The sequence below is a fragment of the Sphingobium subterraneum genome, from assembly GCF_014199435.1.
In the GTDB taxonomy this organism is placed as follows: domain Bacteria; phylum Pseudomonadota; class Alphaproteobacteria; order Sphingomonadales; family Sphingomonadaceae; genus Sphingobium; species Sphingobium subterraneum.
Genome location: NZ_JACIJP010000002.1, coordinates 19,364 through 36,401 on the forward strand (window position 1 = coordinate 19,364; position 17,038 = coordinate 36,401).

At 63.4% G+C, this 17,038-nt stretch carries 15 protein-coding genes and 1 tRNA gene; 10 read left to right on the forward strand and 6 right to left on the reverse strand.

Annotated elements, in window-relative coordinates; translation table 11 throughout:
* Nucleotides 1-16: 16 nt before the first annotated feature.
* Nucleotides 17-871: an alpha/beta fold hydrolase gene (locus tag FHS92_RS06840; RefSeq protein ID WP_184078949.1), complete on the reverse strand. Its 855-nt coding sequence runs from the start codon at nt 869-871 to the stop codon at nt 17-19.
* A 60-nt stretch (nt 872-931) separates the two neighbouring features.
* Complete coding sequence (locus FHS92_RS06845) at nt 932-3,385, reverse strand: TonB-dependent receptor (RefSeq protein WP_184078951.1); 2,454 nt, start codon at nt 3,383-3,385, stop codon at nt 932-934.
* A 272-nt stretch (nt 3,386-3,657) separates the two neighbouring features.
* Between FHS92_RS06845 and FHS92_RS06850 the strand changes: the two genes are divergently transcribed.
* Nucleotides 3,658-5,280, forward strand: coding sequence for an AMP-binding protein (locus FHS92_RS06850; protein ID WP_184078953.1), 1,623 nt, complete (start codon nt 3,658-3,660; stop codon nt 5,278-5,280).
* 15 nt (nt 5,281-5,295) lie between these two features.
* On the forward strand, nt 5,296-5,925 hold the full coding sequence (locus FHS92_RS06855; RefSeq protein WP_184078955.1) for a 2-hydroxychromene-2-carboxylate isomerase: 630 nt from the start codon (nt 5,296-5,298) through the stop codon (nt 5,923-5,925).
* 119 nt (nt 5,926-6,044) lie between these two features.
* Here FHS92_RS06855 and FHS92_RS06860 read toward each other — a convergent pair.
* Nucleotides 6,045-6,118: transfer RNA gene (locus FHS92_RS06860), tRNA-Gly, on the reverse strand.
* 131 nt (nt 6,119-6,249) lie between these two features.
* Between FHS92_RS06860 and FHS92_RS06865 the strand changes: the two genes are divergently transcribed.
* Both FHS92_RS06865 and FHS92_RS06870 read left to right on the forward strand, forming a co-directional pair.
* Nucleotides 6,250-7,368 carry a LysR substrate-binding domain-containing protein gene (locus FHS92_RS06865; RefSeq protein ID WP_221230959.1) on the forward strand — a complete coding sequence of 373 codons (1,119 nt, stop codon included), beginning with the start codon at nt 6,250-6,252 and terminating at the stop codon, nt 7,366-7,368.
* 237 nt (nt 7,369-7,605) lie between these two features.
* Entirely contained in the window at nt 7,606-9,639 is a 2,034-nt protein-coding gene (locus tag FHS92_RS06870) for a TonB-dependent receptor (protein WP_184080213.1), read from the forward strand.
* 1 nt (nt 9,640) lies between these two features.
* Here the strand turns inward: FHS92_RS06870 and FHS92_RS06875 are convergent, their stop codons facing one another.
* From FHS92_RS06875 to FHS92_RS06885, 3 genes are all read right to left on the reverse strand, one after another.
* Entirely contained in the window at nt 9,641-10,108 is a 468-nt protein-coding gene (locus FHS92_RS06875; protein ID WP_184078959.1) for a GAF domain-containing protein, read from the reverse strand.
* A 59-nt stretch (nt 10,109-10,167) separates the two neighbouring features.
* Nucleotides 10,168-11,766 (reverse strand): L-aspartate oxidase, encoded by a 1,599-nt coding sequence (nadB, locus tag FHS92_RS06880; RefSeq protein WP_184078961.1) that lies wholly within the window; start codon nt 11,764-11,766, stop codon nt 10,168-10,170.
* Between the two features lie 65 nt (nt 11,767-11,831).
* Nucleotides 11,832-12,767: an ABC transporter ATP-binding protein gene (locus FHS92_RS06885; RefSeq protein WP_184078963.1), complete on the reverse strand. Its 936-nt coding sequence runs from the start codon at nt 12,765-12,767 to the stop codon at nt 11,832-11,834.
* 98 nt (nt 12,768-12,865) lie between these two features.
* On the opposite strand from FHS92_RS06885, the gene FHS92_RS06890 reads away from it, so the two are divergent.
* From FHS92_RS06890 to FHS92_RS06915, 6 genes are all read left to right on the forward strand, one after another.
* Nucleotides 12,866-13,102, forward strand: coding sequence for a zinc-finger domain-containing protein (locus FHS92_RS06890; RefSeq protein ID WP_184078965.1), 237 nt, complete (start codon nt 12,866-12,868; stop codon nt 13,100-13,102).
* A 10-nt stretch (nt 13,103-13,112) separates the two neighbouring features.
* On the forward strand, nt 13,113-13,967 hold the full coding sequence (locus FHS92_RS06895; protein ID WP_343056686.1) for a PhzF family phenazine biosynthesis protein: 855 nt from the start codon (nt 13,113-13,115) through the stop codon (nt 13,965-13,967).
* A 68-nt stretch (nt 13,968-14,035) separates the two neighbouring features.
* Nucleotides 14,036-15,508: a metalloprotease TldD gene (gene tldD, locus FHS92_RS06900; RefSeq protein WP_184078969.1), complete on the forward strand. Its 1,473-nt coding sequence runs from the start codon at nt 14,036-14,038 to the stop codon at nt 15,506-15,508.
* 100 nt (nt 15,509-15,608) lie between these two features.
* On the forward strand, nt 15,609-15,974 hold the full coding sequence (gene hisI, locus FHS92_RS06905; protein WP_184078971.1) for a phosphoribosyl-AMP cyclohydrolase: 366 nt from the start codon (nt 15,609-15,611) through the stop codon (nt 15,972-15,974).
* Nucleotides 15,967-16,551 carry a hypothetical protein gene (locus tag FHS92_RS06910; protein ID WP_184078973.1) on the forward strand — a complete coding sequence of 195 codons (585 nt, stop codon included), beginning with the start codon at nt 15,967-15,969 and terminating at the stop codon, nt 16,549-16,551. Before hisI ends, FHS92_RS06910 begins: the two co-directional genes overlap by 8 nt.
* Nucleotides 16,552-16,611: 60 nt before the next feature.
* Nucleotides 16,612-17,034, forward strand: coding sequence for a MerR family transcriptional regulator (locus FHS92_RS06915; protein WP_425506240.1), 423 nt, complete (start codon nt 16,612-16,614; stop codon nt 17,032-17,034).
* Nucleotides 17,035-17,038: the final 4 nt, after the last annotated feature.

Sequence of the window (17,038 nt, forward strand, 5' to 3'; positions counted from 1 at the left end):
TCTCTGTGTTCCGGCGTCAGGCGCCCGTATGCGCGGGCTGTGTTCGGAGAGCGCGTTGGGCGCCCGCCATGAAATCCAGGGTTTGCGGAATGACGATGTCCGGGATTTCAAGGATGGGGCTGTGCCCCACCGCTTCGAGCCTCTGGAGTGTGGCGCCCGGGATATTGTCCGCCACTTCGTGGGTCCATTCCTGGGGACGCGCGATATCCTCGTCGCTCAGATAGACAAGCGTCGGCGCCTTCACGCGAGGAAGCAGGGATACCGCGCTAGGCCTTTCCACCACGCCAACCATCGCCGCCCAGGTGGACGGTGCCAGACGACCAATGTGCGTACGCCAATGCTCGATCATCGCCTGCTTTTCCGGCTTTGACCGGGTGGTCGCGCCGAACATGATGGACATCATCATATCGAGATCATCGCCGACGAAACCGATGGCGCGGGTCCGGTCCAGCAGGTCCGTGAAATTGCCCTTCTGGTCTTCGGGTTCGCCCCGCGCCGACGATCCCATCATCACCATGGAGGCGCACAGGTCCGGTCGGCGCGCCGCGATGCGCACCGCTACGTCTCCGCCCATTGACGCCGCGATCAGATGAACCGGCGGCAGTGCCAGCGTTTCGATGAGCGCAATCATGTCGTCAGCGCAGCAGTCCATGGTCACCAGCGCGTCGGTAGATGGCGCGCTGCTGCCCTGCCCGCGGAAATCCGGGCGGATAACGCGGAACCGTCCCTTGGCCGCCGGGACCAGCGCGTCGAACATCCGCCCGTCCAGAAAAAGGGAGTGCAGACACAGGATCGGCGGCAGATCCGCTTCGCCGGTATCGTCAACCCAGAGGATCGTGTCGCGCACCGCGATACCCGTCGCACTCTTCATACCGAACTCTCCTCTTTCCTGTTCCCAATCCGACAGATCGGAACAACGGCGCGGCCACCCTTAGAAATTGTAGCCTAACGTCACGCCATATTCCGATGGACGACCGGTGTAACGGACGATGGTATCGAACGCGCGCAGGCTGTTGGTCCAATAATGTGTGTTGGTCACGTTCCGGCCCCAGGCCGATAGCTTCCAGCGCTCGTCGGACGACTGCACGCCAGCACGCAGGTCGAGCGTCGCATAGCCCTTGATCGTCGCGTCCTTCTGGTCCTGCCCGCCCAGCTGCGGCGAGCCGTAGCTCTTGGTCTGCGCGCGCACGCCAGCGCCCAGAAAGCCCTCGATCCTCTCGGTCAGCGGGAAGGCATAATCCAGGCTTGCCGAACCCGCCAACTCCGGCGCGAACGGCAAACGCGCGCCCTCGAACGAACTGAACACAGGGAATAGCAGCCCGCCGACATTCTGTGCGCCGACAATGCCGTCGAACTTTTTGATGCGGGTGTTCAGATAGGTTCCCGCGAAACGGACGGTTAGCCCTCGCGTCGGTACGAGCGTCATGTCCATTTCCGCACCCCAGATGCGGGACTTGGGAATGCTCACCAGCTTTTCGAGCGCGCCAAACAGCGGATCCACAGTCTTCCCGCGCGTCTGCTTATTGGCATAGTCATAATAGAAGGCCGCACCGTTCCAGACGATACGATTGCCCAGCACATTGGACTTGAAGCCGAGCTCATAGGCGGTCAGCTTTTCCTGCGGCACCGGAAAAAACTGGGCCTGGCTGGCGGCATTGACCAGCGGGAACGCGCCGCCCTTGAAGCCACGGGACACGTTGGCGTAAATCAGCAGGTCGTCATTGGGCTTGAAGTCGACGCCGACGCTCCAGGGGACGTTGTCCTCTTTGAGCTTGGCGTTGTAGGTGCCCGAGACGCACGTGTTGGGGTCGATCGACACCGACTGCCCCGGCACCACCGGCGTGTACGTGACACCGGGACAGAACAGCGGGACATACACTGCCGGGATCAGCACGTTAAAAAAGTCCGTCAGACCGAGAGCGCCAGGGATCGGTTCGACATAACCCGGCGTGTCATAGACCCGGTTGGCCGCCGTCCGGCTGGAGTCGGTATAGCGGATACCGGCCTTCAGCTTGAGACGCTCGCTCAGGTCATATTCCATATTGCCGAACACAGCCCACTGCTTGAAAACCTGCCGCGTATCGAGCGTGTTGGCGGTAAAGCCGTCGCGGAAACCGGTCGATGCGAAGGGATAGATCGCGTCGATCCGTTCATAACTGGCGATGCGCTGCACATTGCCGCCGATCATCCAGCGTAAGGCCGACGCCGAGTCGGTACTGGCGAGGCGAAGCTCCTGACTGAAGTCGTTGGCGCGGGCCGGGTTCGCGGCTTGCTCGAACGCCGGGAGGTCCGTGCCGGAATAGGAGGACGCCTTGCGCTGACGCAAATTGCTGTACGCCGTCAGCGACGTGAGCGTAATCGCATCGGACAGGTCGATATTCGCCGTCAGCGCCGTCTGGTAGAAACGATCGTCGCGATAGGGGCGATAATTGGGGTCCCAATTCGCCGCCCGGTTGTTGTTCGGCGCGCCGGGGATCAGGAGCAGCGCGAAATCGGGAGGGACGACCTGCCCAAAGGTGACCGATCCCACGGGCGCCTGAAGATCGGCAGGCGTTGTCTGACGTGCAAGCTGCGGCGCCTGGGGATCCGACTTGTTCAGCCAGCCATTGAGGTTGAGAAGGAAACTCATTCCCTCACTCGGCTGCCAGTCCAGAAGGATCCGGCCCGCATATTCATCGGTTTTGCCGAGCTTGTCCCTGCGGGTGTAGCTGTACTGCCATTCGTCGCCCTGGCTGACCTTGACCGCAATGCGCCCCTTGAGCGTATCAGACAGCGGTCCGCTGACGTGTGCTTCGCCACGGATTGTGTTGAAACTGCCAAAGCCCAGTTCGACACCGGCATCCAGAGTGTTGGTCGGCTTGGCTGCGATGAGGTTGATCGCGCCGCCGGTGGCGTTGGTGCCGAACAGCGTCCCTTGCGGCCCCTTGAGCACCTCGACGCGTTCCAGATCGAATGCGGTAAGCGCGCCGAACGCCGGAACCGCGAGCGGCAGCTGATCGATATAGAGAGCGACGTCAGGCGCCGCACTGAGCGTGCTTTCGAAGAAGCCGACGCCGCGAAGCGTATAGACCGGCGTACCGCTTGGGCTCGGGGTAACGTCAAGGCCCGGAACGACCTTGGCCAGATCCGTCACGGCGTTCACGCCCGCATTGTCGAGCGCCGCGCTGTCAAAGGCCGAAACGCTCAGACCCACATCCTGCAGCTTCTGCTCGCGCTTCTGGGCCGTCACAACGATTTCGCCCAGCCCGCCATCGTCCTCTGCGGCGGCTCCGTCGGCCTCCTGCGCAAAGGCCACGGCGGGCATGACGAGCGAAAGCGCCGTGCACAGGCCGAGGCGCCGAAGGGCTCCTTTTCGAAAAAGGGTGCGCGCGCACGGATCGATCATCGTTCCTCCTTTGGCGTGACTTGTCTCAAGCCATCTTTGTGAAGGAACCCCGTTATCAACGATTATCGCATTGGTCAATATATGAATAGTTTCATATATTGAAATATATTCCCCCCAGACCGTTTGCGCCCCACTTCAAAAGAGCGGACGATACCCGCGGGCGTTGTAATTGCATTATATGAATATTTTTGTATATTTGATATACGAGCTATCGCGCGGTGAACCAAGCGATACGGTCCAACGGGACCGATATGACCGGAAAGGACGCCATCATGACACCCTCTTCACTCCGCCGAGACCCATTGGTCTCGTCCTATTTTCCGGCCGAACAAAGCACCGCCCTGATCGACGGAACGGTGGGAGACGCCCTGCTTCGCGCAGCGGCCTCTTATGGTGACGATATCGCCTTGAGCGACCGACAGCCCACTGATGTGTCGCGGCGCACATGGACCTTCCATGAGCTTGCCACCGATGCGCACCACAGCGCGCGCGCACTGCTCGCCCATTTCCAGCCGGGCGACCATGTCGCCATTTGGGCCAGCAACTGCCCAGAATGGATTCTTGTCGAATTGGGCGCGGCGCTTGCGGGACTCGTGCTGGTGACGGTGAATCCCGCCTATCTGGAGCATGAGCTCGCCCATGTGATGAAGCAGTCGCGAGCGCGCGGGATCATCATTCAGGATGAATATCGGGGACGGAAACTGGTCGATGTACTCGACCGCGTCCGGAACCAACTGCCGGAATGTCGCACCGTCGTCCGACTTTCGTCATGGACGGATTTTCTCGGCAACGGCTTGGACAGACCCTTGCCGCATGTGTCTCCGGACGATGTCGCACAGATCCAGTACACGTCGGGGACCACCGGCTTTCCCAAGGGCGCATGCCTCACCCACAGGGGATTGAGCAACAACGGCCGCCTGTTTGCGGAGGCGCTTGGCGCTGGTCGGGGCGATATATGGATCAATCCAATGCCGCTGTTTCATACCGCCGGATGCGGGCTGGCCACTCTGGGCGCGCTCCAGACTGGGGGAACGCAGGTTCTCCCGCCCGAATATCATCCGGCCCACATGCTCGATCTGTTCGAGCGGGAGCGGGGTTCGATCATGCTCTGCGTCCCCACCATGCTGATCCGGATGCTGGAGGAGCAGGAACGGCAGCCCCGCGATCTCTCGTCCTGGCGGCTGGTTGCTCTGGGCGGCGCACCTGTTCCCACGGAGCTGGTCCGACGTGCCGAAAACCTCGCCGGAGTGGATGTCACCATCGGATATGGGCAGACCGAGGCATCGCCCTATCTCACGCATACCCTGCCCCAGGACCGGCATCCCGGCTGGGAGAACAGCGTAGGCAAGCCCCTTCCCCACACCGAAGTGAAGATCGTCGATCCATCGACCGGAGCAATCATGCCGGTGGGCGAGTCCGGCGAAATCTGCGGGCGCGGATATGGGATCATGACCGGCTACTTCGACGCGCCGGACGCCACGAACGCGACGATCGATGCCGAAGGCTGGCTGCACACCGGCGATATTGGCAGCATGGATACGCGGGGCTATTGCCGTGTCCTCGGGCGGCTGAAGGACATGATCATTCGGGGCGGCGAGAATATTTATCCACGGGAAATTGAGGATGTCCTTATCACCCACCCCGATATCGCCGACGTCGCCGTCGTCGGGCTGCCCGATGACGATTGGGGAGAGACCGTTGCCGCCTGTGTCCGTCTCTCTGGCCCCCAGGTCCCCCGGTCAACGGACCTAGAGGCCTTTTGCCGTCGCCATCTCGCCAGCTACAAGGTGCCCCGGCGCTGGCATTTTCTGGAAAGCTTTCCGCAAACTGCGTCCGGCAAGATCCAGAAATTCGCATTGCGTGACCTTCTGCTTCACGACGTCACCGCGGATTGAGGGTAGGCAGAGTATATGAATCAACCGGACGCTTCCAACGACCGCAATCCGATCGATTTCTATTTTGATTTCATTTCCCCGTTCGGCTGGATCGGTGCGGAGCGAATCGGCGCGGTGGCGCGGACGCTCGATCGAACGGTTCGCTGGCACCCCTTTCTTCTCAAGGTGACCGTAGTCGACACCATGGGATTGCCACCCTTGCTCGATATTCCTTTAAAGGGCGATTACGTCCGCCGGGACTTTCCCCGCAGTCTGCGCTATCACGGTCTCCAGTTGGCGGAAGACCCGCTTTTCACCTTTTCGCCCGTCGTTGCGGCGCGTGCGGCTCTCTGGGTTCGCGAGGTCGCCCCGCAGCGAACCGAAGACCTTGTGCTGGCCCTGTACCGGGCGCACTGGTCGGAAGGCCGGAACATATCGGTTATGGATACGGTCCTCGCCGTCATCGCGGAGCAGGGGTTGTCGCCGGACGATGCGAAGGCCGCGCTTCACTCGGAACCCATCAAGACCGCACTCCGCAACGAAACGACCGATGCAATCGCGGCGGGAGTGTTCGGGTCGCCGACGATGATCGTCGATGGCGAAATATTCTGGGGATCGGACCGGATCGACATGATGGCGCAATGGATCGCCACTGGAGGCTGGTGAACGCCACGACGGATCCAGCGGGCAGGTCAGCCGATCGTGTCGACAGCATCGACAACCGGGCCTTTGAGAGCCTCGGATATCGCCTGCCCATCCGCCAGTGATCGGAGGAGTGGGAAAGCTGGAGCGGGTAGCGGGGATCGAACCCGCATCACAAGCTTGGAAGGCTAGTGCTCTACCATTGAGCTATACCCGCAACGGCTTGCGCACCTGCCACAAGCACCGCAGCGCCGTCAACACCGGACTTGGCCGGGCGGCGTCGAAATACGCCCCGGCGGAGGACCCCCGCGATAAATCCGTCGCACGGCCCTTAACGCGCGGGGCAACATGCCCTATCGTCTGTCCATGATGTCCGCCACGCAACGCCAGTTCGACATTTTCGCGCAGCTGGTGGCCTATGGCGATGTGCATCGCTGCGCCATCGGACTGTCGCTTTCGACCGACACGATCCTCGACGAGCTGGCGGCGCTCGAAGACCGGCTGGGCTACACGCTCTTCACGCAGGATCGGGGGCTGGTATCGCTCACCCCGGCGGGTCGCAAGGCGATCGCCGCGATGGAGACCCTGTCACACGAAGCGCCCGAGATATGGACCGAAGCCACGGACGCGGGGCCACAGGCCGAGCCGGATGAAGCCTCGAATAGTGCTTTAGCCCTTCCCCCCGCCGCATCCCTGTTCGGCGCGCGCGACGAGGAGCGAGAGGCCGCCGCGCCCGATGTAGCGGCAGGCGATCCGATCGACCATGTCTCGCTCCCCGCGTCGCCCGATGCCGTCACACCCAAGCATTTTCGGCCACTTCCGTCAGCGCGGGGCAAGTCGCCCGACCTGATCGTCCAGAACATCGTGCTCGCCGCGCACCCTGCGATTTTCGCGCATTTCCAGGACACGCTGACCGCGTTCGAGGACAGCAGCCTCGATGTCGACATTACCCTGCGCCTCGAAGGGCTGGACGAAGCGGACATCCCCGCCCTCTTCGCGCGGGGCGAGGCGGACATCGCCTATTTTTACGCGCTGGGCGAGCCTGCGGATTTCGCGAGCCGCTATGCATGGAGCGAGCGGATCTCGCTCTATATCGCCGCTGATCACCCGCTGGCAGCGCAGGACACCGTGTTGGCCGACGAGCTGGCGGAAGTGCCGTTGGTGGCCCTCGCGCCCGACAACCGGATACGGCACCTCGCTGAGGCTGCCCTCGCCCGCGCTGGGCTGACCGTGCGGGACGCCACGTTCGAGAGTGATAATCTTTACGAGGTCATGAAGGCCGTGCGCGGCGGCAAGGGCTATTTCGCTGCCTTCGGCTCCGTCGCGCGCGATTTCGGCAAGACCGAGGGCATCACCCGCCTCGCCTACGCGCAGGGCCTGCCCCAGGTCGAGGTACGACAGGCGGTTCGGCCGGACATGGCCGATAATCCGGAAGTGTCGGCGCTCGCGGAATTTCTGTTCCGGTAGAAGCCCGGGGGGGCGCCGGTCGTTCCTGCAAAACACGCGGCCGGAAAGCGTTGCCTATCCCGCTCCATTCGCCGCACGCTGCCGTCCGCTCGTCTCAGGCGCAAAGAAAGCGATTGAGATGTTGTATCATCCCAAATAAGCGACACCCGTCCCTGTTGGAGGTCGCCCTTGAAATACCTCATCCTGCCGCCCGTTACTCTATCGCTCGTGCTCGCCGCGCCGCTTCATGCGCAGACCATGCCCCCTGACGACCCCCAAAGCCACCAGAGCCGGGCGGACGACATCGTCATTACGGGCGTCATTCAGCGCGACCGGCTCGACACATTGGGCGGCACCAGCGTCCTCTCGGCGCAGCAGCTCACCCGCGCACTGCGCCCTACCCTGGGTGAGACATTGAGCCGCCAGCCAGGCGTCAGCAGTTCCAGCTTCGGCCCCAATGCCTCCCGCCCGATCCTGCGCGGGTTGCAGGGCGAGCGGGTACGCATCCTCTCGGACGGCATCGGAAGCTTCGATGTCTCCAACACCTCCGCTGACCACGCGGTCGCGATCAATCCGCTGACGGCCGAGCGGATCGAGATCCTGCGCGGCCCGGCAGCCCTGCTCTACGGATCATCGGCAATCGGCGGTGTCGTCAACGTGATCGACGCGCGTATCCCGGTCCGCGTGCCGAAGGCGCCCGTTTCCGCTGATGCACTCGCCACGTACGGAAGCGCGGCAAACGAACGCTCGGTGTCGGGCAAGGTCGAAGTCCCGATCGGCGACCGCTTTGTCGCCCATGTCGACGGCAGCCGGTCGAAGACCGACGACCTGCGCACGGGCGGCCATATTCTCTCGCCCGCCTTGCGTACCGAAGCGGCGGCAAGCGGCGATCCCGACATTGCATCCCTCGCGACGCTCAAGGGCGATCTTCCCAACAGCGCTGCGGAAAGCTGGGAAGTGGCGGGCGCGCTCGCTTTCATCGACAGCAACGGCAATCTCGGCGTCTCGGTCAGCCATCTCGACAATCTCTACGGCGTGCCGGTCCGCTACAGCTTCGACCCCGCCGAACCGGCGGAGCAGGTTCGCCTGCACATGAAGCAGACACGCGCCGACCTGCGCGGGGAAATCCGCACGCAGGGCGGCTTCCTTGACCGCATCCGCCTGCGCGCCGGGTTTGCCGACTATCAGCATGCAGAGCTGGAGGAAGACGGCACGGTGGGCACGACGTTCTCCGCCCAAGGGATCGAATCACGGCTGGAGCTGGTGCAGGCGAAGCGTGGCGGGTGGGAAGGCGCGAGCGGCGTCCAATATTATGCGCGCGATTTCAACGTCGTGGGCGAGGAGAAATTCCTGCCCGCCAACATCACTAGCCAGATCGGTCTGTTCACGCTGCAATCGCTCGACCTCGGGAAGGTCCGGCTGGAAGGCGGCGCGCGCTATGAACATGCCCGCGTGCGCGCCAAGGAAGACGCCGGTCTTGGCACACCAGAAACCCGCCGCAAGTTCGACGCGCTGTCCTTCTCGGCTGGTGCGAGCGTCGAGATCATTCCGTCCTGGCGCATCGGCATCAACCTCGCCCATAGCGAGCGAGCACCTTCAGCCGAAGAACTCTACGCGCGTGGTCCCCATGCCGGGACGCAGGCCTTTGAACTGGGCAATCCGAATTTCGGCATCGAAAAAAACAACGGCATCGAAGCGACCCTGCGCGGCCGCGGCACCCATTACACGCTCTCGCTCGGCGCTTTCTACAACCGCTTCTCCGGTTTCATCACGGACACGCGCGTCCCCGATGCGGCGTGCGAGGCGGTGCTGGACGACGAACCCCTCACGCTGTCCTGCTTCCAATATGCGCAGTCCAAAGCGCGCAGCTGGGGGATCGAGGCGGAGGGGTCGGCCACGCTGATCCACGGTGACCGGGGTAGCCTAAACGTCGACGCCGGGGCGGATTATGTCCGGACCACAATCGTCGGCTCCGGTCCCGCGCCGCGCATTCCGCCGCTGCGCCTGATGGGCGGCCTCGACTGGACAAGCGCGCGCACCACTACACGGGTCGAAATCGAGCACAGCTTCGCCCAGAACCGGATCACGGCGCTGGAGACCGCAACGCCCGACTACACGCTTGTCAACGCGTCCTTCAGCATCAAACCGTTCGCGAATAACGACAAAGTCAACCTGACGCTCTCCGCGAACAACATCTTCGATGTCACCGCGCGCCGCCATGCCAGCGTGCTGAAGGATTACGCGCCGTTGGCGGGGAGGGATATCCGTGTGACGGTGCGAGTGGGGATCTGAATCAGGACTGCCCCGCCAGGATTTCCTCCAGCCGCCTGGCATATCCCGCCAGCACGCCGACCGTGGCGGTGGCGGTCAGTCGGCGGGGCTCCGGATCGATAGCGCACAACGTCCCGAAAAACTGTCCATCGGCCAGCACGATCGGGATCGATACATAGCTTTCGAACCCGTACAGCACCGGTACCGGATGGGTTCGCCAGTCGACATGCTCCGCAACCCGGTCGATGACCACCATTTCGCCGGACTGGCGGATCTCGTTGCAAATCGTCTTCTTGATTTCCAGTTCGTCGCCCGGCTTCATGCCGAACTCGATTTTGTCGACCACCTGGCAGGCGATCCAGCGATCCTCCGTGACGCGCGCGACGGCCGCAAATCCCATGCCTGTTTGCTCGCAGACGGCATTCAATATGGCCCGGACCTCGTTGTCATCGCCATACTCGACCGCTTCGCGGCTCAGATCGTCCCACATGCCTCTTGCCTCAACCCCGGCCACAATCCCGTCATTCCCCGTCGATTGCCTTAGCAGCTTTAGGGCGTCAGGACAGTGTCCTTCGCTTCCGCGAGTGTCTCCGGATAATCGAGCGTGTAATGCAGCCCCCGGCTCTCCTTGCGGTGAAGCGCCGAACGCACAATCAGCCGCGCGACCTCCAGCAGGTTGCGCAGCTCGATCAGGTCGGGCGTGACGCGGAAATTGCCGTAGTAATCGTCCACCTCCTGCGCGAGCAGGTCGATACGGTGCTTGGCGCGCTCCAGCCGCTTTGTGGTGCGTACGATGCCGACATAGTCCCACATGAACCGGCGGATTTCGCGCCAGTTGTGCTGGACGATCACTTCCTCGTCGCTGTCGGTGACGCGGCTTTCGTCCCACGGGCGGATCGGCGGCGGTGAGGACAGTTCGTCCCAATGCGCGCCGATGTGCCGCGCTGCCGCCTCGCCGAACACGAAGCATTCGAGCAGGCTGTTCGACGCCAGACGGTTCGCGCCATGCAACCCGCTTTCCGTGACCTCACCCGCCGCATAAAGGCCCGGCAGGTCCGTCCGCCCATCCAGATCGATAATCACCCCGCCGCATGTGTAATGTTGTGCCGGAACGATCGGGATCGGCTCCTGCGTGATGTCGATGCCCAGATCGAGCAGCCGCGCATAAATGGTCGGGAAATGCTCCCGCACGAATTCCGGCGGCTTATGGCTGATGTCGAGATGAACATAATCGAGGCCGAGCCGCTTGATCTCATGGTCGATCGCGCGTGCGACGACATCACGGGGGGCCAGTTCGCCCCGCTTGTCGAAGCGGTCCATGAAGCGCTTGCCCCCGCCCGGCACGCCCGGCGGCAGCTTGAGCAAACCGCCTTCGCCACGCATCGCCTCGGTAATCAGGAAGTTCTTGACCTCCAGATTGTAGAGGCAGGTCGGGTGAAACTGGTTCATCTCCATGTTGGAGACGCGGCATCCTGCGCGCCACGCCATCGCAATGCCGTCCCCCGTCGCACCGCGCGGCGCGGTCGAGAAGAGATAGGTCCGCCCTGCTCCACCCGTCGCAAGAATTGTCGCGCGCGCAGTAAAGGCGTCCACCCGCTTGGTCTTCTTGTTGAACGCATAGACACCCCACACATGCCCGTCGCCGGAATAGCGCTCGCCATGGCGGCTGGTGATGAGGTCGACCGCGATCAGATCGGTGATAAGCGTGATATTGGGATGCGCCTCGGCCGCCGCCACCAGCGCCCGCTGTACCGCCGCGCCGGTCGCGTCATCGACATGCACGATCCGCCGGTGGCTGTGCCCGCCCTCGCGCGTAAGGTGCCAGCGCTCACCAAATTCCTGCCCCGCGTTGAAGGGCACACCCAGCGCCGCCAGCCCCTCGATCGCCGCCGGGGCGTTCGACACGACGAACTCCACCGTGGCCCGGTCGTTCAACCCCGCACCCGCGACCATCGTGTCCTCGACATGCGCATCAAAACTGTCACCCGCATCGAGCACAGCCGCGATGCCGCCCTGCGCCCAGTTGGTCGACCCGCCGTCCAGCGCGCCCTTCGCCATCACCAGCACCTTCTTGTCCTGGCCCAGATGGATCGCGGCGGTCAGTCCCGCCGCTCCCGATCCGATGATGATCACGTCATAGTGCTGCATGGCCGTTTCCGCCCCTTGTCGCCGCCGGGACATGCCCGATCTTCGTTGTCCGCCCGATGGCCTGGCTAAGCAGCCGCCGCGGTGAGGTTGAGGAACACATCCTCCAGATCCGGCTCGCGCGTCACCACATCGACGATCTGGAAGCCGCATTGCTGCACGGCGGCCAGCACCTGTCCGGCATTGGCGCGGTCCTTGCGGAACGTGATGTTGAGCGTACGCTCACCCGAAAGCTCGACCTTCTCGAAGCTCGGGTGCGTCGGGATGTCGCCCACGTCCCGCTCCACCGTCACCTGCACCAGCTTTTCCTGCGCCATGCCCACCAGCTCGCGCGTCGGCTTGTTGGCAATCAGCCTGCCATGATTGATGATGGCGATGCGGTCGCACAGCTGCTCGGCTTCCTCGAGATAATGGGTGGTCAGCACGATCGTCACACCCTGGGCATTCAAATGCCGCACATAATCCCACAACTGCTGGCGCAGCATGATGTCGACTCCGGCGGTCGGCTCGTCGAGGACGAGGATCGGCGGCGAGTGCACCATCGCCTTTGCCACCATCAACCGCCGCTTCATGCCGCCCGAAAGCGTACGGCTATAGGCGTTCGCCTTGTCGTCGAGATGCACCGCGCGCAGCAGCTCCATCGAGCGGCGACGATCCTGCGGCACCCCGTAAAACCCCGCCTGATTCTCCAGCGTTTCGAGTGGCGTGAAGAAGGGGTCGAACAGGATTTCCTGGTTGACGATGCCGATACTGTTCTTGGCGTTGCGCGGATTGACGTCGATGTCGAAACCCCAGATGCGCGCCGTTCCGCCGGTCTTGTTGACCAGTCCGGCCAGCACATTGATCAGTGTCGATTTTCCCGCGCCGTTCGGGCCAAGCAGCCCGAATATCTGCCCGCGCGGCACCGAGACCGTCACATCGTCGAGCGCAACCTTGCCATCGGAATAGACCTTGGTGAGACCTTCGATGTCGATCGCAGGCTGAAGGGAGGAGTGGTCCGTCATGCCGGGGGTCATAGCGCGGCTTTTTCCCCCGCGCAAAGGGCGATACGGCGGCACGTGGATATTGCGGTAGACGCCCTGCAATGCTACGCGCGGAAATCATGATCCAGCCCCCCGAAACCATCCGCACCACAAAAACCCGTGTCGTTTGCGACGGATCGGGCGACATCCCCGCAGCGCTCGGCCATCCGCGCGTTTATATGGAGATCGACGAGAAGGGTTATGCGGAATGCGGCTATTGCGATCGGCGCTTCGTGCTGATCGGTGGCCCTGCGGATGCCCCTGCCGGTCATTCAACGCATGGGGACGGTGCCGGGACCGGCGTCACCTCTGCCTGACGCCTGCCCCGTGGTTGAGCCGCGCTGCGACCTGATCGACGTATTCCTCAGCGATCCGCTCACCGGCAACCCGCTCGCCGTGGTGCATGGCGCAGACGGCCTTTCTGACGCAGACATGCTCCGCCTCACTCGCTGGCTGGGCTTTTCGGAAACGACGTTTCTGCTTCCTCCGACGGATCCTGCGGCCGATTATCGGGTGCGCATTTTTTACCCTGCGGGCGAGCTACCCTTCGCCGGACACCCCACGCTGGGTACATGCCACGCCTGGATCGAAGCGGGTGGCCAGCCGCACCACCAGGACCGGATCGTCCAGCAATGCGGGGTCGGCCTCGTCGACATCCGCCGCGACGAAGACATGCTCTGGTTCAAGGCACCGCCGCTTTTACGGGATGGGCCACTTCATCCGGACGAGACCGCCGTTGCGGCCAAACTGCTGAACATTCCCACGGATCGGATCGTCGATGCCGTTCACGCCGACAACGGCCCGGGCTGGATCCTGCTCCGCCTCGCCCATGTCGATGATGTGCTTGGTGCCAGCATCGTTCACAAGCCCGATGGAATGGCCGATATCGGACTGTTCGCTCCCTATGACGGCGCGGGCGAGGCCGATTTCGAAGTCCGCGCGTTCTTTACGAGCCCCTCCGGTATGCTCATGGAGGATCCGGTCACGGGCAGCCTCAATGCCGCGCTCGCCCAATATGCCTTTGCCAACGGTCTTGCCGACGGCCGGTACACGGCCTGCCAGGGCCGCGGCGTTGGGCGCGCTGGCCGGGTCCATTGCAAGCAGGACGATGACGCCTCGATATGGATCGGCGGTTCCACAGCGACCGTCGCCCGCCACGCCCTGCTGGCCCCACTCGGCTGACCGAAACCGGGGTGCCACCCCGCCGTTTCGGGCTGGCATCGCGCCGGGAAGCCCCTATATCGGTGGACATGACCCAAGCCTCTGATCCGCTTCCCTCCGCCCTGTCCGCCTCCTCTTTCACCGATGCACGCGGCCTGCTGTATCGTGACGGCCTGCTCGATCCCGATGGCGCACGCCGCCTGACCGCGAGCGCGCTTGCCAATTGCGACGATGGCGAACTCTATTTGCAATATCGTGCAACAGAGAGCTTCGGTTTCGACGATGGCCGCCTGAAAACCGCCGACTATTCAACCGACGCAGGCTTCGGTCTGCGCGGTGTATCGGGCGAGATGACCGGCTTCGCCCATGCCAACGACATTTCCGAAGCCGCGATCATCCGCGCCGCACAGACGCTGAGCCTGCTTGATCCTGCCAAGCAGGCGCCCGCCCCGCCGCCGGTGCGGACCAACCGCCATCTTTACACCGATGCGAATCCACTTGAACTCGTCCCCTTTGCCGAAAAGGTTGATCTGTGCGCGCGCGTCGATGCTGCCGCCCGCGCGCGCGATCCCCGCGTGGCGCAGGTCTCCGTCAGCCTCGCGGGAAGCTGGTCGGTGATCGAGATCATCCGCGCCGATGGCTTCACCGCAGGCGACATCCGCCCGCTCGTGCGCCTCAACGTCTCGATCATCCTCGAGGAAAACGGCCGTCGGGAAACCGGCACCTTCGGCATCGGCGGGCGCTATCTTTACGACGAGATCATGGGCGAAACGATCTGGAACCGCGCGATCGACGAAGCCATTGCGCAAGCTGCTGTCAACCTGCGCTCGGTCGCCGCGCCCGCAGGCGAAATGACCGTGCTGCTCGGCCCTGGCTGGCCGGGCGTGCTGCTGCACGAAGCGGTCGGCCATGGTCTTGAGGGCGATTTCAACCGCAAGGGTACCTCCGCCTTCTCCGGCCGCATCGGCCAGCGCGTGGCCGCGCCGGGCGTTACTGTTGTCGACGACGGCAGCATCCAGCGCCGTCGCGGGTCGCTCTCCATTGACGACGAAGGCACGCCGACGCAGGAAAATGTGCTGATCGACGACGGCATTTTGCGCAATTACATGCAGGATCGGCTCAACGCGCGCCTCATGGGTGTGGAGGCGACCGGTAACGGCCGCCGCGAAAGCTATGCCCACGCCCCGATGCCGCGCATGACCAACACCTTCATGCGCGGCGGCGATGATAATCCGGAAGAGCTGCTCTCCCGCGTCAAGGACGGCATCTATGCCAAGGCGTTCGGCGGCGGACAGGTCGACATCGTGTCCGGCAAGTTCGTGTTCTCCTGCACCGAAGCCTACCGCGTCAAGGATGGCAAGCTGGGCGATCCGATCAAGGGCGCAACGCTCATCGGCGACGGTCCGACCGCGATGCAGCAGGTCGTTGGCATCGGCAACGACATGGCGCTCGACGAAGGCATCGGCATGTGCGGGAAGGCGGGCCAGAGCGTTCCTGCTGGTGTGGGGCAGCCCACGCTGCTGATCGACAAGCTGACCGTGGGCGGCACCGCGACGGGGTGATGGGGGTCGGGAACGCCTGCTCCGTTCGTCCTGAGTGGGGCTGTATTAGACTTAGGCGGGGCGCTTGTAGAACCTCGCAGCCCAGCGCTATGGTCGCCCGATGACCGATCCCCGCGAATCCGGCTTGGCGCTGGACCCCAAATATGACGCCAATGGCCTCATCACCGCTGTCGTGACCGACAGTGCGACAGGGGAGGTGCTGATGCTCGCGCATATGAATGCGCAGGCGCTGGAGCTTACCCGCTCCACAGCTATCGCGCATTTCTGGTCGCGCAGCCGCCAGAGCCTGTGGAAGAAGGGCGAGACATCAGGCCATATCCTCTATGTCGAGGAGTTGCGCATCGATTGCGATCAGGATGCCCTGTGGATCCGCGCCCGCCCGGCAGGCCCCGCCTGCCATACGGGGGAACGCAGCTGCTTCTACCGCCGCGTGACGGCCGATGGGCTGGAAAGGATCGATGACTGATCCCCGGTTGCGGAGGACGCTGACCCGCGCGTTATTGAGTTTGGCATTGCTTGCCGTGCCCGCGTGCAGTTCGTCGGAGCGCCAGAACCCCGCCGACCCTTCTCCCGCAGCGCAATCCGGACCGAACACACCCCCGCCGTCCGAGCTCGAACAGGCCGCCCTGCAATCCGGAGCGATCGTCGATGCCCGCCGCCTCTCCCCTATCGGGCTGTACCGCAACCGCCATGAGGCCGGGACCGACACCCTGTGCGTCGTCCCGGACACCGACAAGCCGTCCACCATGCGCTTCGGCATGGAGGCGATGTTTGGGGAAAGTGCGGGATGTTCCGGCCACGGAACGGTGCGGCGAGCGGGCGATCGGCTGATCTTTCATTTCGCGCGCTCCACCTGCCTCATCGTCGCAGGCTATGAAGGCGACCGGGTGGTTCTGCCGGGCGCGCTGGATCTCAAATGCAACCAGCTCTGCACGAACCGCGGATCGCTGGAGGGAGTCAGCTTCCCCCGCGTGGCGCGCGATGTCAGCGTCGGCAAAGAAGCGCGTAGACAGACCGGCAAGGCTCTTTGCACGCAAGAATAACCCGCACCTTTCGCGCTTGACGTGAACGTAAACGTAAACTATATGCGTTGCATGAACACGATGGCAAAGATGAACCCCGGACGGGTCGAAGTGCCCGATGCGCGCAGGCAGGACAGCTACAGCATCTCTGATCTGTCGAACGAGTTCGGCGTGACCGCGCGTGCGCTGCGCTTCTATGAAGACGAAGGGCTGATTGCCCCTCAGCGGCAGGGCACGACTCGCATCTACGCACCTCGCGACCGCGCGCGGCTCGCCTGGATCCTGCGCGCCAAGCGCGTGGGCTTCAGCCTCGGCGAAATCCGCGAAATGATCGACCTTTATGATCTGGGCGACGGCCGCGTGGAACAGCGCCGCGTCACGCTAGAAAAATGCCGTGCCCGCATTGATCTGCTGGAGCGGCAGAAAGCCGATATCGATGCCGCAATCGACGAACTCGCCGGTTTCGTGGCGCTGATCGAAGCCAGCACGGCAATCGGCAACTAAAAGA

Coding starts and splice junctions, on each gene's coding strand:
- FHS92_RS06840 (WP_184078949.1), bottom strand. CDS start 871: ATGAAGAGTGCGACGGGTATCGCGGTGCGCGACACGATCCTCTGGGTT.
- FHS92_RS06845 (WP_184078951.1), bottom strand. CDS start 3,385: ATGATCGATCCGTGCGCGCGCACCCTTTTTCGAAAAGGAGCCCTTCGG.
- FHS92_RS06850 (WP_184078953.1), top strand. CDS start 3,658: ATGACACCCTCTTCACTCCGCCGAGACCCATTGGTCTCGTCCTATTTT.
- FHS92_RS06855 (WP_184078955.1), top strand. CDS start 5,296: ATGAATCAACCGGACGCTTCCAACGACCGCAATCCGATCGATTTCTAT.
- FHS92_RS06865 (WP_221230959.1), top strand. CDS start 6,250: ATGCCCTATCGTCTGTCCATGATGTCCGCCACGCAACGCCAGTTCGAC.
- FHS92_RS06870 (WP_184080213.1), top strand. CDS start 7,606: ATGCCCCCTGACGACCCCCAAAGCCACCAGAGCCGGGCGGACGACATC.
- FHS92_RS06875 (WP_184078959.1), bottom strand. CDS start 10,108: ATGTGGGACGATCTGAGCCGCGAAGCGGTCGAGTATGGCGATGACAAC.
- nadB (WP_184078961.1), bottom strand. CDS start 11,766: ATGCAGCACTATGACGTGATCATCATCGGATCGGGAGCGGCGGGACTG.
- FHS92_RS06885 (WP_184078963.1), bottom strand. CDS start 12,767: ATGACGGACCACTCCTCCCTTCAGCCTGCGATCGACATCGAAGGTCTC.
- FHS92_RS06890 (WP_184078965.1), top strand. CDS start 12,866: ATGATCCAGCCCCCCGAAACCATCCGCACCACAAAAACCCGTGTCGTT.
- tldD (WP_184078969.1), top strand. CDS start 14,036: ATGACCCAAGCCTCTGATCCGCTTCCCTCCGCCCTGTCCGCCTCCTCT.
- hisI (WP_184078971.1), top strand. CDS start 15,609: ATGACCGATCCCCGCGAATCCGGCTTGGCGCTGGACCCCAAATATGAC.
- FHS92_RS06910 (WP_184078973.1), top strand. CDS start 15,967: ATGACTGATCCCCGGTTGCGGAGGACGCTGACCCGCGCGTTATTGAGT.
- FHS92_RS06915 (WP_425506240.1), top strand. CDS start 16,612: ATGGCAAAGATGAACCCCGGACGGGTCGAAGTGCCCGATGCGCGCAGG.